Source organism: Methanoregula sp., from assembly GCA_041645435.1.
Taxonomy (GTDB): domain Archaea; phylum Halobacteriota; class Methanomicrobia; order Methanomicrobiales; family Methanospirillaceae; genus Methanoregula.
Map to the genome: position 1 here is coordinate 195,588 of JBAZQB010000003.1, position 23,058 is coordinate 218,645.

Genomic DNA, 23,058 nt, shown 5'->3' on the forward strand with positions numbered 1-23,058 from the left:
CCGGAAGACATAGTGCGCCCGGAATAAAAAAATGCGGTTTTTTCCCCAAGCAACACTATGAGATCCGGGTCAGTGTCACCGGTACCCTGAGCATGATATCATTGAGACCGGTTTCCTTGCGATCATCGACGCAGATGTAATACTTGCTCTGGGTTTTTATCGTGAATGTCTTTTCCTGAGGTACGGTGATATCGTTAAACTGGACAACCGGCACGAGGCCCGGGTATAACCAGGTCTTTTTAATCGAGTCCCACTGAGGCCTGGTCTGCCCGAGTATCAGGTTGTCATTTTCATCGACAACAACGACATTGACATTTACTGCCGCAGCACTCGGGGATGCCGCCGTGAGTCTGTACTTCTGGTCGGGATAGAGGTACGACACGCCCATTTCCTTCTGGATATCAAGGCAGGCAACATCGTTGAAGTGGACGTTTACCATCGTATTAATATCCGAAGTCTTTGCTGCAACCGCTGCAGACGCTGTGACTGAAGGATTCTGCGGCGAACCCGCGATGGCTGCGGTTGTGGCTGATGGTGACGGTGTAGCGGTTGTGGCCGGGGGTGTGGTGCACCCTGCTGCCAACACCAGCACAATCACCAGTGCTGTAAAGACAGACGTGTATCCGTTGAGTTTCATAGTGTTCAATATAAAATCGGTATATATATTCATTACGCTCATGAGCGGGTGAGTTATCCTTATGGTACCTGATGAGCGGTCATGCATTCTTCCAGATCGATTCAGTCCGAACCGTGCTGCTATACACCCGTGTTTATCGCAGTTCTGCACAACCGGCATGCCGGGGCGAGAGAAAAACTACTTTGTGCAGTGAAGCCAACATTCCTTAGCGCACGTGAATTTTCGCGTCCGATACTACTACAAGAGGGGTTTTGTGAAGGAAGTCGCTGCAAACTTCAATGCAAAAGGTTTAGAAAATTCGGTGCAGGAATACTGGCGCACCAATGATACGTACGCAACCGTAAAACAGCACCGCAGTCTGGGTAAACCGTTCTTCTTTGTCGACGGTCCACCCTATACCACCGGTACCATCCATCTCGGAACAGCCTGGAACAAGATCTTAAAAGACTCGATCCTGCGCTACCACCGGATGAACGGCCGCCACGTAATCGACCGTGCGGGCTATGATATGCACGGTCTGCCAATTGAAGTCAAAGTCGAGCAGGCACTCGGATTTAAGTCCAAAAAGGATATCGAAAAATATGGTATCCAGAAATTCATCGAGCAGTGCCGGGAGTTTGCGATCAAGAACAAGCTCCTGATGGATGACCAGTTTGCCAACCTCGGGGTCTGGCTCGATTTCCCCGGCGCTTACAAGACCGTCATGCCTGAATATATTGAAGCGGCATGGTGGACGCTTGCACAGGCAGAAGACAAGGGTATGCTTGAACGCGGGCACCGTGTCGTGAACTGGTGTCCCCGGTGCGAGACCGCGATTGCCGATGCTGAAGTGGAATACGCAGACGAGAACGACCCCTCGGTTTTCGTCAAGTTCCCCTTAAAAGGCAGGACCAATGAGTTCCTTGTGATCTGGACGACAACCCCGTGGACCCTTCCGGCAAACGTTGCTGTTGCGATTGCAAAGGATTTCCTTTATGCAAAAGTGCTTGCGAAGAAAGACGACAAAGAGACACTCCTCTGGATAGCCGAGCCGCTCGTAAAAGCGGTGCTCAAGAAGGGGCGCTGTAAGGATTATTCCATTATCGAGACCAGGAAGGGTGCCGAGCTCATTGGATGGGAGTACGAATCCCCGCTCGCATCCTGTGTACCGCTCCAGCGCGATATCGCCCACAAAGTTCTTGCAGCAGATTTTGTTGCGCTCGAAAATACCGGCATGGTACACATTGCGCCCGGGCATGGCTGGGATGACTTCGTGCTCGGGACCAAAGAAGGACTTGCCATTGTCTGCCCGGTGGATGGTGCCGGGAAGTTCAAGGAAGAGGCAGGGATCTTTGCCGGCCAGTTCGTGCGGGATTCCAATGACAATGTGCTGGAGGCACTCGGCGATCACCTGTTTGCCAGGGAGATCGTATCTCACCGCTACGGCCACTGCTGGCGCTGCAAGACGCCGATCATCTTCCGGGCCACCTCCCAGTGGTTCCTGAAGATCTCCGAGATGCGGGAGCTCATGCTCAGGGAAGTGGAAAAGGTCACCTGGTACCCGGAATGGGCAGGAAGTGCCCGCTTCTATGACTGGATCAAGGATGCCCGTGACTGGTGTATCTCGCGCCAGCGCTACTGGGGCATCCCGATCCCGGTCTGGGTCTGTCCGAAATGCGATGCCTACCGGGTCATCGGTACCATTGCAGAACTCGAAGAGCGCAGCGGCAGACCGCTGGCAGATCCCCACCGCCCCTACGTGGATGACGTTACAATCCCGTGTACCTGTGGCGGCACCATGAAACGGGTCGAGGACATTTTCGATGTCTGGTTCGACTCGGCGGTTGCATCGTGGGCAACTATTGGATTTCCCGGCAAGACACAGGACTTCGATTCGCTCTGGCCTGCGGACTTCATCACCGAAGGACAGGACCAGACAAGGGGCTGGTTCTACTCGCAGCTCGGTGCCAGCACGATTGCGTTTGGCAAGGCGCCGTACAAGAGCGTCTGCATGCACGGATTTGCGCTCGATGCCGAGGGAAAGAAGATGTCTAAGAGCCTTGGCAACGTCGTAACCCCGGAAGAGGTCATCGCAAAAGTGGGTGTTGATGTGCTCCGGCTCTACATCCTCTCCTCCTCCGCCCCGTGGGACGATCTGAAGTTCAACTGGGAAGGCGTAGGTACGGTCAATCGTACGGCAAACATCCTCTGGAACGTGTACCGCTTCCCGGTCCCGTATATGATCCTCGACAAATTCGAGCCGGCAAATAAGGGCGGGATCTGGGACGATGTGTTTATCCGGTCACACCTCCGGCAGATGCCCGATGAGGACCAGTTTATTATCTCCCGGATCAACTCGGTTGCAGCTACGGTCGATGATGCGATCAACGAATGCCAGCTTCACCGGGCCACCCGGGAACTGATCAACTTTATCCTGGAAGACCTTTCGCGCTGGTACGTCCAGCTGGTCCGCGAACGGATGTGGATCGAAGGCGAATCCGAGAGCAAGCACTTCGCCTACGAGACGATCTATTACGTGATGCGCAAGCTCATTGGCCTCCTTGCCCCGGTCTGCCCGCATATCACGGAAGAGATCTACAGCAACCTTCGGTGCACAAACGATCCTGCAAGCGTGCACCTGCTCGACTGGAACAAAGGCGAACCTGCATTTGTGAACGAGAGCCTCGAACAGGCAGTCGGGATCGTCCGCTCGTTTGACGAGGCATGCGCTAATGCCCGCCAGGCCGGCAAGCGCAAACTCCGCTGGCCGGTTGCTGAAGTGGTCGTTGTGACGGACTCAGAGCCGGTCCGGGATGCAATCGGACAACGTCTCAATGCAGTCTGCAAGGACCGTGCCAATGCCAAGACCGTCCGGGTCGTGATGGGCCGGTGGGAGCGGATTGGGTGGAAAGCCGAACCGGTCATGAAGGCGCTCGGGAAAGGATTCGGCAAGAACTCCTTTGCGGTAAAAACCCTCATTGAAGCTGCCGATGGCAACCTGCTCAAGGCAGAGATCGGTGCCGGGCGGACCGTGAAACTCGGTGGGGGAGATGCGATCTTCGAAATCGGTGCAGACCATGTCACGTTTGCCGAGCAGCTTCCCCCCGAAGTGTTCTCGGCACCGATGCCGGATGCCACGGTCTACGTGGATGTCCAGCTGACGCCCGAACTGGAAGCAGAGGGCTATGCCCGCGAAGTGATCCGCAGGATCAACGAGATGCGCAAGCAGCTCGATCTCGCGGTAGAAGATTTCATCGTTGCCGATACCGCTGTAGCAGATGAACGGATCTGTACCCTGATACAGGGCATGTGGCGTGCGGGGATTATGGAAGAGGTGCGGGCGCGGGAACTCGCGATTCATAATACCGGTGCGCCGGCAAAAACGTACGAGATGGTAAAAGACTGGGATGTCGAAGGTGTTGCGATGACGATTGGGATCTCGAAAGTGTGAGATTGATGATGAACCCGGTTTTTCCGGCTCTCACGGCGGCAATGTGATGAATTTACGAATTATTGCTCCTATTTTTTTTATCATTATTTTTTCCGCAATGATCATCCCGATTGTCATTGCACAGGAAGAGCCGTCGATATACTCTGCCCCTGTACTCGTCTCAGTTTCCGGCAACGGCCAGTATATTGTTGCGGGATCAGAACAGGGGGAAATTAACTTTTTCGACAAGACCGGCACACTCCTCTGGGCGTATCCTACGGGCAAACGAATTACCGATGTCTCGATGTCCCGTAACGGGGATTTTATTGTCGTTGCCGGTGTCGGTCCCATTGATGCATCAAACGGTTCTGTGTATTGTTTCAATCCTCATGGTGACCTGTTATGGCAGTCAGATCCGGCAATGGGTATTCAGGAGGCGCGGATATCCTCAGATGGAACGACAATAATTGCAACCGGCTATACCGGGCCCTCTGAAGCGAACGAACCGGTAATGTATTCTCTGGATCAGACAGGAAATACCCGTTGGAAAATTCTGAAAATGACCGGGGGCATATCCGGTGTTGCGCTGTCAGATGATGGGAATACCATCGTTATCGGGACATGGGGCGGGGGTGGATCCCGGGATCGTTATGATGGGAGTGTCCGGTTGTTTGCAGGAAACGGCACCATGCTCTGGAAATATGGTACCAAATCGTGGGTGATCGGTGTTGACATCTCCCGGGACGGTTCCACAATTGCCGCAATTGATCGGGATGCTGTTTATTTCCTGAACTGGGACGGTAACCTTCTCGGGAATTATTCCAGCCGTTACCAGACCAGAAGTGTGGCGATCTCAGCGGATGGGAATTTTGTTGCTGCGGGTTCCCAGTATAAGGTTTATTATTTCAATCGGAGCGGGAGGCTTTTGTGGGATCTGACGGATTCTGGTTATGTTTACTCCGTAGCATTGTCCGATGATGGCCGGTCAGTACTTGCAGGTACTGCACCTGCGGGAAAAAACCCAAAAAATGGCACCGTGTATTCCCTCAATGGTACTGGAACAATTTTCTGGTCATACCCGATCCGGGGCGCAGCACGGAGCGTTTCGACTTCCGGCAGCGGGGATGTGAATGTTGTGGGACTCTGGGGTACAGGTGAAGAAAAAGACCCGTCAATCTATGTATCCGACCAGGACGGGAAGGAAAAGAAAATAATACTTAACACAGGTTACTATCTCTCACCCCAGGCCCGGCCAACCCCAGGCCCATCTTTATCGCAGACTCAGCAGACCACAACATCCCAACCGGTCCCGCTTCCCATGACCGTTATTTTCTTCGCGCTCATCCTTGCGGGTTGTGCCTTTACAATCATGAAAAAATAAACCGATCATTGAAACTATGTTTCATAGCGACGGAGATGTGGTTTTTAGTATCGATACTTTTTTAACGCAAGCGGTTCTTGGAAAAAACCACGATATCTCTTTTTTGAAAATTTTGCGTGACCGAAAATAAGGAAATTTTTTGCAAAAGTCCAGACCTGCCCGGTTACATAGGGGGCAGATTCTGTAAAATGGCCTGGAGGACTGCAATGATGATTTTCAGGAATATCGCCCAGTCAAACAAAACATCACCTCCTTTTAGGGGATATCTGCTAGTGTACTATAATTATATTTATGCTTTTTGATTTTGAAATATCAAAGCATTTCTGTCAGAATTATATTTTAAGAGAGAATATTAGCGCAACATGATTTGTTACGCTGACCGGGCATTTAAACGAGGGCATTGAACCCGGAGACGGTAATCCTGATCTGCAGGAAGAAGATCTACGATCTAATCTGGTCTCGTAGTTCAGAAAAACATCGGAAACTTATGAAATTCTGTTTTGAGAGGGGGACATAAACACATTGATTCCGATACGGCATGCCGAAAAAACGATTTATTACGAGAGTTCCCCGCCTCAGGGGCTCTCCGAGGCACGGCGGGGCAAGTTGGTTTCAATATTTTTAGTCACTGAAACCGCCGCGGGGGCGTCCCTTCGGGGGCGGCGGCGTTTATCTTTATTTATCAAAAGAATGGGGGGCCATTCCTTCCATAAAAACATCAAATTTAGCTTATCTCTGCCATTTTTTTGATAGACGTCCGTACCATACCACTTAAAAAAATCGATACTATTCTTAAACTTGGGTTCACCCAATTTTGAAATGGGGATTTTGTATAAATTATTTGATAAATTCCCTAATGGCCCGGCAGGTGTTTTTATTCCTTCATCATAATAGTGCGCTGGCCATGCAATAACCCAAAATTTTTTTTCTTTTTCTTTTTCGCGATGAGTCAGAGGGACATCGTACTGAACAATACCGTATTCAAACAGCCTTATAGCATCATGTGATTCTTTGCGTTTTTCGGTTTCTAATGCAGATTCCAGCCATAATTGGATTTTTGGAGAGAGAATCACACCAAACCAATCAGCACTCTCATACCAATCATGTGCATCAAATACTGCTGGGCCAAGAACAACGTTGTCTCCGTATAGGAAATCACCAATCGAGATGCTACCACGAAATAGAATTCCGGTTTTTATTCCAAGATTCAATAAATAGCTTAAATGCAATCCAACCCATCCAAGAATTTCCAAAGATGAATATGAATCATTCTCCTTGATGGGATAACAAATTATTATCGTATCTCCAAATGTTGCAGTTATAATCCCCTTTAAAAAATCATAATTCTTAAAATCTTTTTTCGTTTTGATTATTTCGTTCATCATCTCATTTTGTTTTTTCAAAAAGACTTCACATTGTTTCAAGGTATAATGCGAAACACCAAGTGCATCCAACATTACAACAATGCCATATTGTTTTTTGGGTGATGAAGGGGGTTTAGTTGTGGCCATGAAAAGACTCACGTTTAATATTTACTGATTTTTTACATCTGCAAAGAGGGTTATCATCATTTATTATTCCTCACACCCCGCCCAACAATTTCCGCAGAAACACCTTTCCTTCCTCACTGGTAAACAGCGGAAGATCCTTGTCCACCGTGACTGCACTCCGCTCGGCAACCACGGTCTCTTCCGTGATCGGGTTGAACCCCTCCTTCTCGGTGAGCTTCTTGTATACCATCACACCCCGGCGCTGCCATGCCGGTGTCATCGCGAGATTGAACCCCCGCACATGCATCATGTCATGAAGTGCTTTTGAGGGCAGGCCCTTGAGATGCTCAGCGGCTTTCTTTCCGTTCATCCCTTCTTCGATCAGCACCTGCTGGCAGTAACCGTTGATATGGTTGCGCCATGCCTCGTTCTGCCGGTTGGCTAAGTATTCCAGGGCAAATGCCGGGGTTGCCGGGATCACCCGTGCATCGAATGAGACCAGCGTTGTGCCTCCCAGCGCCAGAGTGAGCGAGCTTGCCGCAAACGATGCTGATACGGAATCGATCTTTTCCACCCTGCCATTGAACGGAAGCTGGGTGAAATACAGGCTGATCTCATCGGAGAACGTGAATGCAAAATCAGGATTCAGGCCGCTTTCTGAAAGGAGCGAGGTGCAGACCGTGCACATCGAGGTATTGAAAAACTCATCGAACGGTTTTTCGAGACCTAGCGTTTCGGTCAGCCGGTGGAATGCCCGCCCGTCAAGCCGCACGAAAATGGGGGGAATGGTCGTAAGATTTGAAAAGAGTTCGCGGTTTTCCATAAAGAGACCATACAAGACGAGAGAAAATATGGGGTGCGGGTTTCCCCGCAGGGTTTGTCCGTTGGTTATTCTTCGCCGCTGCCTGACCCGGAGAATGCACCCGGCAGGTGACGGATAAGGACAATGTCATCGATAGCGCTGATGATGCGGTACGGGATCTTGAGTCCCTTGTAATTCTTGAGCTCGAAGAGCTGGTCATTGACCTTGCCGACCACGACACCTTCAATCTTCTTGCTGTCAACATCGATGACAACATCCTCGACTTCGCCGACGAACATGCCCTTATCGGTGTAGATCTGGAGTCCGAACAAATCGGTAATCTGGCTTTCCATCGTTATCAGAGAGAGTATATACTTAAGAGTTAAAAAGATAATCCTTTCATATGGACGGATCGTTTCGGATCGGGCGCTTATTCGGGATTCCGATCCTGATCCATTATACCTTCCTGCTGGTCATTCCGCTCTTTGCCTGGATTATCGGCACCGAGATCCTGATCACCGCAGGAATGCTCAAAGATATCTTTACAGTACCGATAGACACCTCAATCATCACCAGCGGGTTGACACCATGGATCCTGGGAGTTATTATCGCACTCGGACTCTTTGCCGGCGTTCTGGTGCATGAGCTTGCCCATTCGGTGGTTGCGTTGCATAAAGGCATCGCGATCAACAGTATCACCCTCATGATCTTCGGTGGCATCGCACAGATGGAGGAGGGGACACCGGATCCCAAAATCGAGCTTCCGATGGCGCTTGTCGGGCCGGTTGCGAGCCTGATCCTCGGGATCGTCTGCTGCGGGCTGGTCTATGCTGCGCCGTCAGTGACTACAAACCCGGGGATGCAGGGGGTATGGATCTTTGTCCTGGGTTATCTCGGCATACTCAATATCATCCTATGCGCCTTCAATCTCATTCCGGCCTTTCCCATGGATGGTGGCAGGGTGCTCCGGGCATGGCTGGCAACGAGGATGCCGCTCCACCGGGCCACAAAAATTGCCGCTGATATCGGTAAGGGATTTGCGATTATCTTTGGCATCATCGGGCTCGTAACCTTCTCCCCGTTCCTGATCCTCATCGCGCTCTTCATCTACATCGGTGCAAATGCAGAGTCAACAGCGGTGAAGTACAGCCACCTGTTGCAGAATGTGACCGTGGGCGACATGATGAGCACCCCGGTGACCACCGTTCCGCCAACCATGCCCTTAAGCACGGTGATTGGCATGATGTATTCCAGCAAGCATCTCGGTTTTCCGGTAGTCGAGCGGGATACCCTTGTCGGCATGATAACCCTTGCAGATGTAAACCGCACGTCGTCCATTGACCGGGACGCGATGCAGGTACGCGATATCATGACCCGGGACCTGATCACGCTCCCGCCGGAAGCGCCGGTGATCGATGCGCTCAGGATCATGTCAGCACAGGATTTCGGCAGGATTCCGGTCGTGGTGGATGGGAAGATCCTCGGGATCGTGACCCGGACGGATATCCTGAAAGTGACTGAATTGAAGCAGATTTAGTGATGTATTAGATTTTTCTGACATCAATCTTTTTTCAATAATCACGGCTCTGTTGAAATCCTATTTTCCTTTGATTCGCTTCCTCTTATCGGTTGTTTGGAGGGTGACCCCCTCTCTCCCCCAGAGGGGGAGGCAGCCCAAGGGGTGCACCCCCTTGACCCCCCCTCTTTTTAGAGGGTTTTAACAGAGCCATAATCATGATAAACCCGCTCCGAACCGCCGCGGGGGCGTCCCTTCGGGGGCGGCGGCGTTAATCGCAATCGGGGGTATGGGGGCATCGGCCCCCATCATTATATTCTTTTTTCTACCCATCGTGTAAAAATTCCTAAAACCGCATCAGCCCGTCCACCGCTGAGTTTCCCGCCACCTTCCGGTACGCCTCGATCCCGGTAAACGGCCGCTTTGCAATCACGGCTGCCACCTTTTTCTTGCCAATACCGGGCAGCCACCTGATTGCAGAAGCAGGGAGTGTGTTAATCTCAACAGGCACGGGCAATGCCGTGATCGAACGCATCCCCCAGTCCACGACCACCGCATCGGTGATGGTGTTCCGGGGCAGCTTAAGCGGAACCCCGACCAGGATCGGATAGGATCCCATCTGCCGCCCGAATGACAGGTCTCCCGGAACTTCGATCCGCACATCGCGAAGCACAGTACCGATGGGAAAGACACGCTGGAGCATCGGGAGATCGATCGTATTCCGGACAAACTCCTTAAACGCCCGGAATCGCTGCTCGTGCCTGCCGAGCGTGTTGTTCGTGTACGCGGGTGTACCCTCAAACGGCATCACCTGACGGATATTCACCCGCCGGACGGACAGGCCGGCATCCCGCACCCGGACGAGGAACTGCTCATTCAGATCATAGGTCGTTTCAGTCTCACCGGCAAGCCCGCATACGAAGTTTAATCCCGGCAGGAGCTCGGGCACGTTGTCCCTGCGCATGCCCCCTTCTTCATTCACGATTTCAATTGCCCGGAAGACTTCATCGGGCTGCGCCTTGAGATTGTTCGCCGCAATGACGGCCGGGTCAGCGGTTTCCATGCCAAATGCAGCAACATCTCCGGATGTGTGGTGGCGGATGATGGCACGAAGAGCCTCGCGGCCGGCATCCTCATGCCGGGCAATGGTGGCCGGGTTCGTATTGTCGATGTGGAGCGTTTTTAGATCGGGAGCTGCGGTGCGGATCGATGAAAAGAGCTGGTCGAGCAGTTCCGGGCGGGGAGCGGGATATTCTCCTGCTCCTGCACCGTACGCGAGAATATCCGGCTGCCGGCCGACCCGGAAGTGCCGGGCACCGTGAGAGTGGAGTGCTGCAACCTCCGCCGCAATTCCCGCGATGCTGCGGTACTTCGGCTGGCCGTAAAACGGTTCGGTGCAGAACGAGCAGCCGCCGGTCGCTCCATGGGAACAGCCCCGTGCGGTCTCCAGTTCGCACATCACGTACGGGTAATCGGGATGCTGCGTGATGATCGTGCTGCCCGAAACACTCCACGGGTCCGTGCGGGAGTAATCGAGCGCTCCTGCCGGTTCATTGCCGCACAGATAGTTGTCCAGCGCAATGGCCGGCTCTCCGGTCAGCAGGGCATCAAACCCGCCGATCACCTGCCGGATCGCCTTCTGACCTCCCTCCGCCGCATAGCCAAACGCGATCGGCCCGCCGATCATCTTCTTCGGGCCGCGTACCATGTGACCGACCTGCTGGATCTCGGTGAGGGTGGCAGGAGTGCCGCCCAGGTATTTTCCCGGGACCGTGACACCGGCAATCATCACGAGCAGGTTCGCCCGGTTCAGCTCAACGGTCCGCATCGGATCGGTGCGAAGCTGGTCGATGGTGAGGTACTGCACCGCGTAACCGTGGGCAATAAGTGCACCGGCAACCGTGCGGATGTAGGGCGATACATAGGGGGGAACCCCAAGGCAGGCCGGCTCGTCAACGTACCCGTCAAGGATGACTGCAATAGGATTCATACCGTATGACCGATCAGGGCGAGCAGTTTTCTGGCCCAGATGAGCTTTCCGCGTTTCACCGGATCAACATCCTTGTCATCGAGATCAAAACCGATGAGCGTGATCTGTTCAGCACCAAGTTCCTCAGCGGTAAAGACCGCCCGGTCGCCATCGGAAAAACCGCCGAAGTTGTGGACATGGGGAAGCGGGGTGCCCTGCGTTGTCCCGACCAGCGGACCTTTGAACCGTGGCACCCAGTGCTTCAGCAGCGCAATGTTATCGCCATGCGCATGCACGACCACGATCGTTCCCTCTTCATTCAGCGCAAGAAGCCGGTCACTTGCACCATCGAGGTCGGTAAATACAGCATCGGGATAGATGCCGTTTGCATCGAGCACATCAGCCGCTGCATCAGCGGCAAAGACTACGCCATTGATCTTGTCCAGCTCGTCTTTGAGGCAGGGGGCATTGCCGCAGACCGTAACCGGGTTGTCACACGTCAGGGCTGCAAGGGAGAGCAGATTGTCGCGGGGCAGGAGCGAGGCGAGGAGCCGGGCTGCCTCTTCGTCACCGGCACGGTCGAACCCGAAGTACGCGAGGATCTCGCAGTAATGCGGTTCCCAGTCCCTAAACTCCATTCTTCCGGTCCTCGTTCTCCAGTCCGACGAGGTTCTTGAACTTCTCGAGGATCGGTTCGATCACGAGTTTGAGCAGTTCTTCCTTGTTCTCCACCCGGTTAAAGAAGTGGAGCGGAAGCGCAGCTGCCGCCATGTTCGGGTGGCCGCCGGCATCGCCCATCTCCCCGAACGCTTCGGACAGGGCATTGCCGATGTGCAGCCGGATGTCACGGTTGCGGGCCGAGATCACGATCGCGTTGTCGGTGATACCATAGACCAGCGCCGTGTTAACCCCTTCGAGCGTGATGAGCAGGTCAGCTGCCTGCGGGAGGGCATCGCGGTTCATAACAAAACCGACATTAGAGAAGAGGTACCCGCTCTGGATTCTCCGCTCCTGGATCGCCTTACCGATCACATCGAGCGTCTCCTGCGACATGGAAGGCGACATGATCTTGTCGAGCAGGTCTGCATCGGTGAGCGGCAGGAGAAAGCCTGCGTAATTGAGATCCTGCGGGGTGACATTGCGCTTGAACTCCTTGGTGTCCGTGCGGATACCGTAGAGAAGGGCGGTGGCAACGCGTTTGTCGACGGGCACATCGAGCTCCTGCAGGTACTGGGTGAGGATGCTTGCGGTGGCCCCAACCCCGGGCCGGATATCGACAAAGGTGCTCTGCGTTGCGATATGCTTGCCATCCTTGTGGTGATCGATGACAATGTTGATCTTCGTCTGGGGGGGAATATCGTTGTTGGCGCCCGGGCCCGAACAGTCCACGAGCGCCAGGAAGTTGCACTGCTGCATGGCTTCTGTGGTCAGGTGCTCCATCTTGATATCGAGCAGGTTGACAAACGTACGGTTCTCCTGGTGGCCGATGTTGCCTTCATAGAAGATCCGGGTGGTGAGGCTCTTGGGGTTAGCCCGTTTGGCAATCTCTGCGAGTGCCAGGGCTGACGCAATGGCATCAGGGTCCGGGTTCTTGTGGGTAATGATCCCCAGACACCCTTCCCAGCCGGCAAGCAGGGTAAAAAGTCTTTGCGAGATCCGGCTGGAATGCTGTTTTTTTATCTGGAGAATCGCGGAGCGGGCAACTACTTCCTGCGGGTAGAGGACGAACTCGGCCCCGGCAGCGGTGAGTTTCTGACCATTGACCGGGTCAACCGAGCGGGCGACAACCTGCACGGCAGGGTACCGCTTCTTGATGGTCAGGACTGCGGCGAGGTTTGCATCCCCGTCACCGGTCATTACAAACGCGATCTCGAATGGGGGAAGGCCAACCAGCAAATCAGATGAGGTGATATCGCGCTGGTATGCATCGTATTTCTGGTCGCGGAGATGGCGTACGCGGGACTCGTCCTTGTCCACGACCATCACGCGCTCCTGCTCTTTCAGGAGTTCAAGGATGATATTGTAACCGTTCGTGCCGCAGCCGAAAATACAGTATTTTGTTGGACCCGGCTGTTCAAACGGGGCTGGTTCAGGCATGTAACAGAAGATGTACTATTCTAGGGTATTAAGGAATTCTTTGCCTGAGTGGCCAAAACATTTATTCGGCATTATCGACCACTTAATTAGGTCTAACAGGCTGGGTCTGTAGCTTAGTTCGGCATAGCGGCGGACTCTTAATCCGCAGGTCAAGGGTTCAAATCCCTTCAGGCCCGTTTTTCTGGTTGTTTTTGATAATTCTTCGCTCTCACCGGGCAACATAGAATCTAAATCAAAATAACTAATCTAAATCTCAATCTGTTTTTGGAAAACAATGGGAAACATGAGCGATTCTTTTGCCCATATAATAATTAAATAGATTAAATTGTATGTGTAATTCAAAGTTACTATATGGAACAAGAGATCATTGCATTAATTTTTGTAATGGCGTTAGCAATCATAATTTTAGTATTCATCAATTTTACACTTTGGTGTAGAACAACGCCAGTTACATTTCGAAGGACAATAATCACTCAAGAAAATATTCAACTTTTAACGATCTCGATACCATTAAGTTTACTTACCGGGATGGTTGGAGGTCTATATGTTGAATGGTCAAAGAATCCAATGAGTTTAAACCTAACTACATTGTTATTCGTCGGAGGAATGATGTTTTGTATTATCGTTATGGTAATTCTAGGCAGAAATTTGGAAAGACCAACTTAACTTTTAGAAAGTCGGATCACTATTCCAATTCAAACATCTACCCAACAAGCCATATAACGAATGTAGACGTTATCAGGTGATCACTACTTCTATCTCATCGAACAATTTATCGAAGAAAATATGGATTGAAACCATGATATAATCGATTTAGCAGTCCCACGATACACTATTAATGATTAATAGAGACAGCAAAGTGAAAAACCATACAATCACCCTAATGTAATCAAGTGTTCTTCAAAGTCACTAAATTAAACAAATATTTCTCCCTCACAGAGAGACCAAACTAATATCAAGCAACGGGTATATACTTGGAAAAATAACACCTCTGTGTGATAATGGGTGGAACCTGATACTGATCCTGAATACGCAATAGATCAAATCAACTCTTTTATCAGTAAAATTGCTGATCTTCAACAAATTGATTGTGAAAACCCAGATAGCGAGAGAGAGATAACCAAATTAAAGATAAATATTAGAGGTTTTCTTCGCGCTAATTTTAAGGATGACGATAAAAAACTTAAAGATCTCGAAAAGGATCGCAGTTCTTTTGCAACAAGACATTTTTTAGATCCGACGGATCCAGTGACAAGACAAAGAAATTATGAAAATGACCTTGAATTAATAAAAAATCATCTAATTGTATATAAAGCGGAATTGGAGTCAATTAATTATTCTAGACGGAAAACTGTGCTACCCACTCAACCAAAACGAATCACAAAAAAAAAATTAGCAAATTCACCCGTTGTAAAAAAACAGACCTCCAAAGAAAAATCTCTTGATAGTCGTAAAATCTTCATTGTTCATGGGCATGATGATGAATTAAAAAATGAAGTTGAACAATATATCAAAAGCCTCAAATTAAAACCAATTATCCTTCACAAACAGGCAAATCTCGGCAAAACAATTATTGAAAAAGTTGAACATTATTCAGATGTCGATTTTGCAATCGTGTTACTTTCACGAGATGATCTTGCGGCGAAATATATTGAGTATGTTGAGAATTTTGATGACCTCGTACGTGAACCTACTGTCGAAGATATGAAGGAAGCATTGGAATATTCAGTTGATAGATATCATATGAACCTCAAACATCGAGCCAGACAAAATGTAATTTTTGAGTGGGGATTTTTTATTGGTAAACTTGGCCGTAATAAGGTTGCAGCATTGTGTCAAGAAAAAGTTGAACTACCCTCTGATAATGATGGCCTTCTTTATACTTCAATTGATAGACAGGGAGATTGGAAGAAAAAACTAGCAACAGAGATTAATGCATCAGGAATAAAAATTGATGAAAAATATCTTTGAGCTACAATGAGGAACATGAAATCAAACCGTGAAAAAGAGGTTATCTTGGAAGGATTGATCACTGGTATTTTTTTTGGTCTTTTCTTAAAAACGGGTAATTCATACGATCCGAACGATATTATAATTTCAGTTCTTCAGAAAGTTGAAGAAACAACCAAAAGTATGCCACATGTGGGAAACACTCCGTCATTTGTTCCTTTTGCGAGTATCATCGTTACAGTATTAGGGATATTATCTTTATTTGTGACAATTTTATCTGTAAAAAATAAAAAGTTAGGGATAATTTTATTCATAATTGGATTTATTTGTGGAGTAGGATTGATCATGTATGCATATCATTGACAATTATTGCAATGTCAGGTAGACGGGTATGAAAAACCTCACGTTTATTCTATTGATCGCAATTTTCGTAATGATAGCAGGTTGTTCGAGTGATTATTGCTTGACAGGAGAAGATAAAAATATCACTGTATCGGTTGTAGAGAACAAAGATAAGGCGATCAATGCGGGTTTTACATATCACCATAATGTCACAATATCCATCGTTAACCTTTTAGATGCCTCTGCAAAATCTGTTGAAGTAAAGACAGGATATTGTAATGATTTTCTACCACAACAACGGAAATGTGAGAATCGCTCTTTTAACATTGATTACATCCCCCCGAAAGGAATAGTCACGCAATTTTTTGAATATGATAGAAATGTTGTTGAAAATGCTGCGGACGGAAAATATCAACTCCAATACAGGGTAAAGAGTTGTCTTCCTTATATTGTTGTTGATAACAATATTTACGCAAGTCAAAGATAAAACAAATAAGTTTATAGAGAGTTCAAATCCCTTCAGGCCCGTTTTTCTGGTTGTTTTTCTGGTACGTACCCGGTTTCATTTCCGGCCAACCACCAGATTTTCGGTTCCATTCTCAGCAGGCTCTGGAACGTTTCAGTATCCCGGAAAAGACTCGGACCGTATGCGATCTTCCGTCAGGCCCATCTCCCGGAGCACTGAAAGCATCGCGTTGACCATCGCGGGCGGCCCGGAGACAAAAAAGACCCGCTCCTGCCAGTCGGGGATCTCCTGCACGATCATGTCAGCATTGATCCTGCCGGTTCGCCCTGTCCACCCGGGTCCCGGTTCCGTCAGGGTCGTGATAATTCCGAGGTGCGGGTTCACGAGCGAGAGCTCCGCCATCTCCTCCCGGAACAGGATCTCCGGCTCGATCTTGGCCGAACAGAGCAGCCGGATATCGGTGTCAAGCCGCATCCCGGTGGCATAGCGCATCATGCTCCAGAAGGGCGTGATGCCGATGCCGCCCGCGATGAACGCAACCTTTGCATATTCTCCATGAAAGGTAAAGTCCCCGAAGGGACCCCGTATCACCACCTCGTCGCCCGCTTTAAGTGCCCGCAAGGCTTCTGCAAAGGGATGGCCGGTCGAGCCTTTCGTTACCTCCAGATACGCATTGGACGGGCTGCTCGAGAGCGTAAGGTGTTTTGTCAGGGCAGTGGAGCCGGTGCCAATCGTGATGAACATGTACTGGCCCGGCAGGTACGGGAATGCGGACGGCCGCTTGAACCTGACCGAGAACGCGAAGTTCCCGTGGGATACAACCTCCATCACCCGGACCTGGTATTCCATGAAGGATACACTATCGCGGGATTCCATAAAAATGATTGCCCGTTTTTCCGGCACGTGATTGGGTGAGGTTCGCAGAGCAAAAGTCCCCATCAGCTGCGGGTCATGGGTCTGCATGCGATTGCCACAGATCTTAAAAAGTGTCCCTCACTGACCCCCCCTTACACTTCCGGCCACATTTTTCTCACTGTTACGAGGTTAAATGCACCATTTTCTGCCCGGAAAACAAAGGAGGTTGATGGGGGTCAGTGAGGGACATGTTGTTCCGGACGCTGATCAGGAACCGCAGGAATAATGAAAAAATACGGTGGAGATGCCAGAGGGCTCACGGTATTCTTCCGATCGAATAATTGTTGTCCGACCCCCATCTTACGCCATCAGGGCGTTACCGGGTCCGGGATCTTTCTGAGTCCGAGCCAATTAAGAAAACGGGGGAAAAAGTTCCGGTTCCGGAGACACATTCAAAAATATTTGACGCTCTTTGGGGTTCTGTGCGCCTTCGCGCCTCCACCCCCACGATGTGAGCATCCCCCCATATTGCTGTAGCTCTCATAGTGCTGACAACCAAACTGAGAAAATAAGGGGGGTCAGGGGAATGTTCTCCCAAGGCTGCCCCACCCATTGGATAGGGTGGGTCGTTTCTCAGGCCCATAAAGGATGTTCATGTACCATGCGATGTTCGAGATTCCCCTGATTCCTGCCTGCTGAGGAAGGGGAAAAGTATTTGATAACCTGAAGACAGGGATTGGATGATGGATGAGTGGCATACAACGGGGATGATCGTAACCCTGGCAATTCTTGCTGTTGTCCTGTCGGCTGCCGGATGCCTTGGACAGACGTATGGCAGCGGGAACAACGGTTCGACAATCCGGATGGCGCCGGGAGATACGGCAGTGATCTCGCTCGCGGAAAACCCTTCTACGGGTTTTGTCTGGAACGTGACGACCACCGGGGATATTAAAATCACCGGGGATGGATACTCATCAGGCAACCCGATAGGAGAACTGATGGGAATGGTCGGCTCGGGTGGTTCCCGCACATGGCACATCTCAATCGGGAATGATCCCATCCAGACGTTTTCCGCTGACCTGCGGCGGCCGGGGGAACCGGTAAACAGGACACTCCGGAGCTTTGAGATTACATTCATAGTTCCCTGAAAAATTCCTCTGGTGAACCATTTTTATCCGGGATCCGCTGTTCATACCGGGCGAAGGTACAATCTCCGGACCCTGATCCGGCAAGTCAGGTCCTGACATTCCTTCAGGCCCCGTTTGTCCCTGAATAAAAGATCCTTCATACCGAACATTCCTCTGTTTGGTTATAACAGCCACAATATTAATCATCTGAACGGTGATCCATCCAATAGAGGTAATTTTATATGAAGGCCATCATTATTCTGGGAGTGTGCGCCCTTGCCATGGCACTGCTCATGCCCTGTGTTGCCGCAGCAGACAGGGATTGTCCGGATTACTGCGCTGCCGGATTACAGTATTCCCGCGGAACATACGATACCCGGACCGGCATATGCGAATATGCCTCCCGTACGAGTTGTGATAACGGCTGCGATGCCCGGGGCATCACGTGTGCTGCTGCGCCGGCAGCGACCGTGACGACAGCTGAGCGGTCCTGCCCTGACTATTGCTCCGACAGGGTTGCCTATTCCCGCGGTACCTACAATTCCCGGACCAGCAGCTGCGATTATGCGTACCGGTCCGCATGCGATACCGGCTGCAATACACGCGGCACCGGCTGTGCAGCTGCACCTACAGTAACAACGACTGCCGAGACCCGGCAGAGCTGCCCGGATACCTGTGCCGGAGGAGTCCACTCCTTCAATGGCGCATGGAGCAGCATCATGCAGCAGTGCACCTACATGACCCGGAGTTGCGTGAATGGCTGTGATGGCTCTGGCACGACCTGTGCACGTGACCCTGCCGGTTGCCCGGATTACTGTAGTGACGGGGTTCGCCATTTCAACGGTACCTGGAATGAATGGGCGCAGCAGTGCGACTATGGATACCGGGAAGAGTGCCTTTCAGGATGTGATGCACGCGGGACAGGCTGCACCGGCATCGTGACAGGACAGACGGTTACGGAGACCGAACGGTTTATCACCTGTCCTTCCAACTGTTCGTGCATCACCCGACAGGGAGGCGCCGACCGGTGGCCGGGCGGTGCCCGTATGTGCTCCAACTCGCCTTGTGGAAGGGAGTCGGACGGGACCTACCAGTACTGCATCCAGCCTGCAACACAGGCCACCTCACAACAGACTGCAGCTCCAACAGAACGGTTGATCACCTGCCCATCGGGTTGCTCGTGCATTTCCCGGCAGGGGGCGGTTGACCGGTGGCAGGGTGCGGTAAGAATGTGTTCCAACTCCCCGTGCGGGAGGGATGCAGACGGCACAACCCTGTACTGTATCCAGCCGACCGACCAGAAGACTGCAGGTATCCAGCAGCAGTACTCCGGTCAGTCCGGGACCGTCACTGCAGTGAACCCTGCATTCGAAGGCAACCAGCTCGTATTTGTCGTGTCCCGGGAACGCCAGGTCATGCTCCTTGGATTCATTCCCGTCAGGATGGCCGTGAACACGCGGCTGAACGGAACGGATCTTGCGGTCATCCGCGAGGATCAGCCGTGGTGGGGAGTTCTTGTCTCCGGCGATGCCACGCCTGCTCCAGCCGCAGCGACACTGACACAGACACCTGCGCCGCCCTCTCCGGTTTCATACTGATACGCACCCTCACGAACCGTTAAGAAAGGTATCCCGGGCACAGAAAAATCGCCACAACAGACTGAACCTGGTATTAATAACGGATTTGAAAACCCGCTAAATTGCACGGATTTCCGCTGATTACTGATCGCTAAGGGGGGACCAGGCACCGTACATCACCCGGTATTCCGGTACATTCCCTTGGGCACGGATATCTCGAACCGTGTCCCTTTCCCGGGGGTCCCGGTCTCCTTGATCGTCATACTCGTGATGGAGAGGACTTCCCGGACCAAAAAGAGGCCGAGACCGGTCCCTTTCCCGTATCCCCGGTCGAAGATCATATTCTTCTCCTCAGTAGAAATTCCCACACCATTGTCTTCCATAAAAAGCGTGAGATGGTCGGGTTTTGCCTCATACCTGAGGGTAACTTCGGTCGCGTTGACGCCATGAGTGAGTACATTCTGCGAGAGATTGAAGAGCACCTTTTCAAACAGCGGGTCAGCAAAAATCTCAAGATTGTTTAGTTCAAGGTTTTGCTTCATGCTCAGGAAATCGAGATGCGAGATGGCGTAGAGGAAGACCTGCCGCACGTTCTGCCACCGGGGTGGGTTCATGCCCATCTCCTGGTAATTCTTTGCAAAATCCAGCGTATCGACCATCTTTTTTAAGAAAATTTCCTGTTTATCGAGATAGGACTTTGCTTTCGGATCGGCGATGACGGTTTTAACCAGTTCCTGGTATGCCGAGAGGGAGAAGGCTGCCGTCTGGATATCCTGGAACGTGACTGCATTTAGGAGATTTAACTTGTTCCGTGCCTGCTGCAGGGCGACATGGGTCCGCTTGCGTTCTGATATGTCGCGGCAGAGCGTCAGGATCACATTCCCGGTGCCGGTAGGGAATACAGTAGCATTGATTTCAACGGGCTGGATCGACCCGTCCGGTTTTATATAATCGATCTCAAGGCCGCGGACATGGCCGGTCTTCATACATTTTTCTACTTCGCGGGCATTGCGTTCCAGGTCATAAGGTGCGGTCCACTCGGTGACCGGGCGACCTTTCAGGTCATCAATAGAGAATCTGCCGGTGAGCCGGATATAGACATCGTTGGCGTCTATGACGACGCCACGGTTGTCCAGGACAAGGTACCCGGTGTCGGTTATATCGACAAGGCTCCGGTACCGTTCCTCGCTGACGAGAAGCGCTTCCTCGGCCATCTTCTGCTCGATAACAGCCCCAATCTGCGTGGAGATCGTCTCAAGGGCAATACGGCCGCTCAACGAGGTCTCATCAAGGGTATGGGAAGCAACATTTAAACAGGCAATCACCTGCCCGCCAAAGGTTATCGGAATGATCCCGATAGCCAGCAATCCCTCTTGTTCCTGGACGGGACTATGAATAATTCCGGTCTTACTGTAAGGAACATAAACAGGTTTTCCTTTCATCACCAGCCGGGCATTATCAGAATCCGCAGAATAATGGGAGATCTGTTTTAAAAATTCCGCCCCCAGATTGCTTGAGACTGCCAGATCGAGAGAACCACTCGTTTCATCGACCAGATAAATCCCGCCGGCATCCATTTTTGCTATCTCTATCGCTGCGGAAAGACAGATGCCCAGCGTTTCATCTAACCCGCGAATATTCTGCAGTGCAATACCCAGATTCAGTTGGGCTTTCAGGATTTGTTCCTGGTTTTTCCATTCTGTGATATCCTCGGAAATTCCGAGCAGGAAACGGGGTTCACCATCGCTGCTGATGATGGGAATTTTTCTGGTATGCAGGATGCGCTCACCATGAATCCGGGTCCCGATCTTCTCTTCAGGGATATCGATCGGTGTCTTTCCCTCAAGAACCTGCCGGTCTTTTTCCATGAAGAAATCTGCATGCTCTTTTTGGAAGACATCAAAGTCATTCTTCCCTATCATTTCCTCCCGGGAATATCCAAGGAGCTCTTCACCTGCCTTATTGAACCGGATAAACCGGAGATCCTTAGCGTCCTTGACAAAAAGCATGAGCGGGATATTCTCAATAATACTGGTGAGGAATGCCTCGCTCTCCCGCAACTCCTTTTCTTTTTTGTCAGTCTCATCAAACTGCTGGCGCAGTTCTTCTTCTACAGCCGTTTGGGCAGCATAGGCCTCCTGAAGTTCCTGGTTCTTCTTCTCGAGTTCCTCTATCCGCTGCTGGAGCTCGGGGTAGTAACTCTTACGGATGGAAGTCTCGCCAAGACCGATGATCCGGTTCCGCTGGGCTTCCCAGTCAGGGATTTCGTCAGAGTGCTCTTTCATAGATTCGTTCAATATCCTCAACAGTCAGTTTTTTCGGGTTGGTCGCAAGGCACGGGTCACGTATCGCTTTTCCCGCAAGCTCGGGGAGATCCTTTTTTGTCACTCCAAGATCGGAGAGCCGGTCCGTCACACCCAACGATTCACGGAGAGTGCGGAGAGCCTGGACAAGATCCTCTTTTGCCCCCTTCGTTTTTCCCTGAGCCTGAGGGGACTGCAGGATGGTGCCGATAGCAGCATACCGGTCGGGGCATGCATCAAAATTGAACTCTGCCACGTGCTCCAGCAGGAGGGCGTTGCATTCCCCGTGGGGAAGATCGGAGTACCCGCCAAGACTGTGCGCCATCGCGTGGACGGCACCTAAGCTGGCATTCGAAAAGGCAAGGCCGGCAAGGAGGCTGCCGAGCATGGTCTGGTACCGTTCCTCAACGGACGCCGGGTTCTGGTATGCCATGAGGAGGTGTTCTTTCATCAGCCGGATGGATTCCAGGGCCAGGGTATCTGTCACGGGTGAACTGGCGTTTGAGACATAAGCTTCTACGCTATGGGTGATCGCATCCAGCCCGGTATGGGCAGTGAGCTCTGTTGAGAGCGAGGTCAGGGGTACCGGGTCGACAAGCGCGATGTCCGGCACGATCACCTTGCTGATGATGGCGATCTTCACCCGGCGTTCCGTATCAGTGATGATGGCAAACTGCGAGACATCGGCACCGGTGCCTGCCGTGGTGGGGATACAGATCATCGGGGGCGGGGGTATTGCCACGTTGTCCACCCCTTCGAACGCGAGGATATTTTTCTTATTCGAGACCACAATCGCAATCCCCTTGGCGCAGTCTATGGGGCTGCCGCCTCCGACCGCGACGATCGCATCGCAGCCGGCCTCCTCGTACAGGCTTGCGCCTTTCGTCACCTCGAAGTCGCGGGGATTGGGGGTCACACCGGAGAAGATGGTGTGCCCGATACCTTCTGCATCGAGGCTCCCCGTCACATCCTTTACCCACCCGGCGCCGATGACATGGGGGCCGGTGACGATAAAAACGTGTCGTGCGCCAAAATTCTTTGCATACCTCCCGGCGAGCAGCCGGGCATCCGCCCCGATGATGAACTCCGGGGCAACAAACTTCCGTAATTCAGCCAATGCACTGGTCATACCGAATC

Annotated in this window: 18 protein-coding genes and 1 tRNA gene; 9 read left to right on the forward strand and 10 right to left on the reverse strand. The window is 51.5% G+C overall.

Features of this window, described 5'->3' with window-relative positions:
* Nucleotides 1-55: 55 nt before the first annotated feature.
* Nucleotides 56-637, reverse strand: a complete 582-nt coding sequence (locus WC593_07645) for a hypothetical protein (GenBank protein ID MFA4825019.1) — start codon at nucleotides 635-637, stop codon at nucleotides 56-58.
* A gap of 253 nt (nucleotides 638-890) precedes the next feature.
* On the opposite strand from WC593_07645, the gene ileS reads away from it, so the two are divergent.
* Both ileS and WC593_07655 read left to right on the forward strand, forming a co-directional pair.
* Nucleotides 891-4,067 carry an isoleucine--tRNA ligase gene (gene ileS / locus WC593_07650; GenBank protein MFA4825020.1) on the forward strand — a complete coding sequence of 1,059 codons (3,177 nt, stop codon included), beginning with the start codon at nucleotides 891-893 and terminating at the stop codon, nucleotides 4,065-4,067.
* A gap of 97 nt (nucleotides 4,068-4,164) precedes the next feature.
* Nucleotides 4,165-5,427, forward strand: a complete 1,263-nt coding sequence (locus tag WC593_07655; GenBank protein MFA4825021.1) for a PQQ-binding-like beta-propeller repeat protein — start codon at nucleotides 4,165-4,167, stop codon at nucleotides 5,425-5,427.
* A gap of 575 nt (nucleotides 5,428-6,002) precedes the next feature.
* On the opposite strand, the gene WC593_07660 is transcribed toward WC593_07655, so the two are convergent.
* The 3 genes from WC593_07660 to WC593_07670 all read right to left on the reverse strand — a co-directional run bounded on the left by WC593_07660 (nucleotide 6,003) and on the right by WC593_07670 (nucleotide 8,072).
* A complete protein-coding gene (locus WC593_07660) occupies nucleotides 6,003-6,938 on the reverse strand; it encodes a hypothetical protein (GenBank protein MFA4825022.1) in 936 nt (311 codons plus the stop codon).
* A gap of 70 nt (nucleotides 6,939-7,008) precedes the next feature.
* Nucleotides 7,009-7,740, reverse strand: a complete 732-nt coding sequence (locus WC593_07665) for a tRNA(His) guanylyltransferase Thg1 family protein (protein MFA4825023.1) — start codon at nucleotides 7,738-7,740, stop codon at nucleotides 7,009-7,011.
* A 65-nt stretch (nucleotides 7,741-7,805) separates the two neighbouring features.
* A complete protein-coding gene (locus tag WC593_07670) occupies nucleotides 7,806-8,072 on the reverse strand; it encodes a PRC-barrel domain-containing protein (protein ID MFA4825024.1) in 267 nt (88 codons plus the stop codon).
* Between the two features lie 50 nt (nucleotides 8,073-8,122).
* On the opposite strand from WC593_07670, the gene WC593_07675 reads away from it, so the two are divergent.
* Nucleotides 8,123-9,256 (forward strand): CBS domain-containing protein, encoded by a 1,134-nt coding sequence (locus WC593_07675; GenBank protein ID MFA4825025.1) that lies wholly within the window; start codon nucleotides 8,123-8,125, stop codon nucleotides 9,254-9,256.
* A gap of 325 nt (nucleotides 9,257-9,581) precedes the next feature.
* On the opposite strand, the gene WC593_07680 is transcribed toward WC593_07675, so the two are convergent.
* The 3 genes from WC593_07680 to WC593_07690 are packed head-to-tail and all read right to left on the reverse strand — an operon-like array spanning nucleotide 9,582 to nucleotide 13,301.
* A complete protein-coding gene (locus WC593_07680) occupies nucleotides 9,582-11,225 on the reverse strand; it encodes a radical SAM protein (GenBank protein MFA4825026.1) in 1,644 nt (547 codons plus the stop codon).
* Complete coding sequence (locus WC593_07685) at nucleotides 11,222-11,842, reverse strand: 6-hydroxymethylpterin diphosphokinase MptE-like protein (protein MFA4825027.1); 621 nt, start codon at nucleotides 11,840-11,842, stop codon at nucleotides 11,222-11,224. The genes WC593_07680 and WC593_07685 overlap by 4 nt, the downstream gene beginning before the upstream one ends.
* Nucleotides 11,832-13,301, reverse strand: a complete 1,470-nt coding sequence (locus tag WC593_07690) for a DHH family phosphoesterase (GenBank protein MFA4825028.1) — start codon at nucleotides 13,299-13,301, stop codon at nucleotides 11,832-11,834. Before WC593_07690 ends, WC593_07685 begins: the two co-directional genes overlap by 11 nt.
* Before the next feature lie 102 nt (nucleotides 13,302-13,403).
* On the opposite strand from WC593_07690, the gene WC593_07695 reads away from it, so the two are divergent.
* The 4 genes from WC593_07695 (at nucleotide 13,404) to WC593_07710 (ending at nucleotide 16,080) form a co-directional block, all read left to right on the forward strand.
* Nucleotides 13,404-13,477, forward strand: a tRNA-Lys gene (locus WC593_07695).
* A gap of 829 nt (nucleotides 13,478-14,306) precedes the next feature.
* The gene (locus tag WC593_07700) at nucleotides 14,307-15,272 is read left to right on the forward strand and encodes a nucleotide-binding protein (GenBank protein MFA4825029.1); all 966 of its coding nucleotides are present in this window, start codon (nucleotides 14,307-14,309) and stop codon (nucleotides 15,270-15,272) included.
* A gap of 15 nt (nucleotides 15,273-15,287) precedes the next feature.
* Nucleotides 15,288-15,614, forward strand: a complete 327-nt coding sequence (locus WC593_07705) for a hypothetical protein (GenBank protein MFA4825030.1) — start codon at nucleotides 15,288-15,290, stop codon at nucleotides 15,612-15,614.
* A 28-nt stretch (nucleotides 15,615-15,642) separates the two neighbouring features.
* The gene (locus WC593_07710; protein MFA4825031.1) at nucleotides 15,643-16,080 is read left to right on the forward strand and encodes a hypothetical protein; all 438 of its coding nucleotides are present in this window, start codon (nucleotides 15,643-15,645) and stop codon (nucleotides 16,078-16,080) included.
* A gap of 132 nt (nucleotides 16,081-16,212) precedes the next feature.
* Here the strand turns inward: WC593_07710 and WC593_07715 are convergent, their stop codons facing one another.
* Nucleotides 16,213-17,022: an FAD-dependent oxidoreductase gene (locus WC593_07715; GenBank protein MFA4825032.1), complete on the reverse strand. Its 810-nt coding sequence runs from the start codon at nucleotides 17,020-17,022 to the stop codon at nucleotides 16,213-16,215.
* A 635-nt stretch (nucleotides 17,023-17,657) separates the two neighbouring features.
* Between WC593_07715 and WC593_07720 the strand changes: the two genes are divergently transcribed.
* Together WC593_07720 and WC593_07725 are read left to right on the forward strand one after the other, a co-directional pair.
* Entirely contained in the window at nucleotides 17,658-18,062 is a 405-nt protein-coding gene (locus tag WC593_07720) for a protease inhibitor I42 family protein (protein ID MFA4825033.1), read from the forward strand.
* 221 nt (nucleotides 18,063-18,283) lie between these two features.
* On the forward strand, nucleotides 18,284-19,639 hold the full coding sequence (locus tag WC593_07725; GenBank protein ID MFA4825034.1) for a hypothetical protein: 1,356 nt from the start codon (nucleotides 18,284-18,286) through the stop codon (nucleotides 19,637-19,639).
* A 155-nt stretch (nucleotides 19,640-19,794) separates the two neighbouring features.
* On the opposite strand, the gene WC593_07730 is transcribed toward WC593_07725, so the two are convergent.
* Nucleotides 19,795-21,903: a PAS domain S-box protein gene (locus WC593_07730; protein ID MFA4825035.1), complete on the reverse strand. Its 2,109-nt coding sequence runs from the start codon at nucleotides 21,901-21,903 to the stop codon at nucleotides 19,795-19,797.
* On the reverse strand, nucleotides 21,887-23,050 hold the full coding sequence (ercA, locus tag WC593_07735) for an alcohol dehydrogenase-like regulatory protein ErcA (GenBank protein MFA4825036.1): 1,164 nt from the start codon (nucleotides 23,048-23,050) through the stop codon (nucleotides 21,887-21,889). The genes WC593_07730 and ercA overlap by 17 nt, the downstream gene beginning before the upstream one ends.
* Nucleotides 23,051-23,058: the final 8 nt, after the last annotated feature.

Coding starts and splice junctions, on each gene's coding strand:
- WC593_07645 (MFA4825019.1), bottom strand. CDS start 637: ATGAAACTCAACGGATACACGTCTGTCTTTACAGCACTGGTGATTGTG.
- WC593_07655 (MFA4825021.1), top strand. CDS start 4,165: ATGATCATCCCGATTGTCATTGCACAGGAAGAGCCGTCGATATACTCT.
- WC593_07660 (MFA4825022.1), bottom strand. CDS start 6,938: ATGGCCACAACTAAACCCCCTTCATCACCCAAAAAACAATATGGCATT.
- WC593_07665 (MFA4825023.1), bottom strand. CDS start 7,740: ATGGAAAACCGCGAACTCTTTTCAAATCTTACGACCATTCCCCCCATT.
- WC593_07670 (MFA4825024.1), bottom strand. CDS start 8,072: ATGGAAAGCCAGATTACCGATTTGTTCGGACTCCAGATCTACACCGAT.
- WC593_07675 (MFA4825025.1), top strand. CDS start 8,123: ATGGACGGATCGTTTCGGATCGGGCGCTTATTCGGGATTCCGATCCTG.
- WC593_07680 (MFA4825026.1), bottom strand. CDS start 11,225: ATGAATCCTATTGCAGTCATCCTTGACGGGTACGTTGACGAGCCGGCC.
- WC593_07685 (MFA4825027.1), bottom strand. CDS start 11,842: ATGGAGTTTAGGGACTGGGAACCGCATTACTGCGAGATCCTCGCGTAC.
- WC593_07690 (MFA4825028.1), bottom strand. CDS start 13,301: ATGCCTGAACCAGCCCCGTTTGAACAGCCGGGTCCAACAAAATACTGT.
- WC593_07705 (MFA4825030.1), top strand. CDS start 15,288: ATGAAATCAAACCGTGAAAAAGAGGTTATCTTGGAAGGATTGATCACT.
- WC593_07710 (MFA4825031.1), top strand. CDS start 15,643: ATGAAAAACCTCACGTTTATTCTATTGATCGCAATTTTCGTAATGATA.
- WC593_07715 (MFA4825032.1), bottom strand. CDS start 17,022: ATGCAGACCCATGACCCGCAGCTGATGGGGACTTTTGCTCTGCGAACC.
- WC593_07720 (MFA4825033.1), top strand. CDS start 17,658: ATGGATGAGTGGCATACAACGGGGATGATCGTAACCCTGGCAATTCTT.
- WC593_07725 (MFA4825034.1), top strand. CDS start 18,284: ATGAAGGCCATCATTATTCTGGGAGTGTGCGCCCTTGCCATGGCACTG.
- WC593_07730 (MFA4825035.1), bottom strand. CDS start 21,903: ATGAAAGAGCACTCTGACGAAATCCCTGACTGGGAAGCCCAGCGGAAC.
- ercA (MFA4825036.1), bottom strand. CDS start 23,050: ATGACCAGTGCATTGGCTGAATTACGGAAGTTTGTTGCCCCGGAGTTC.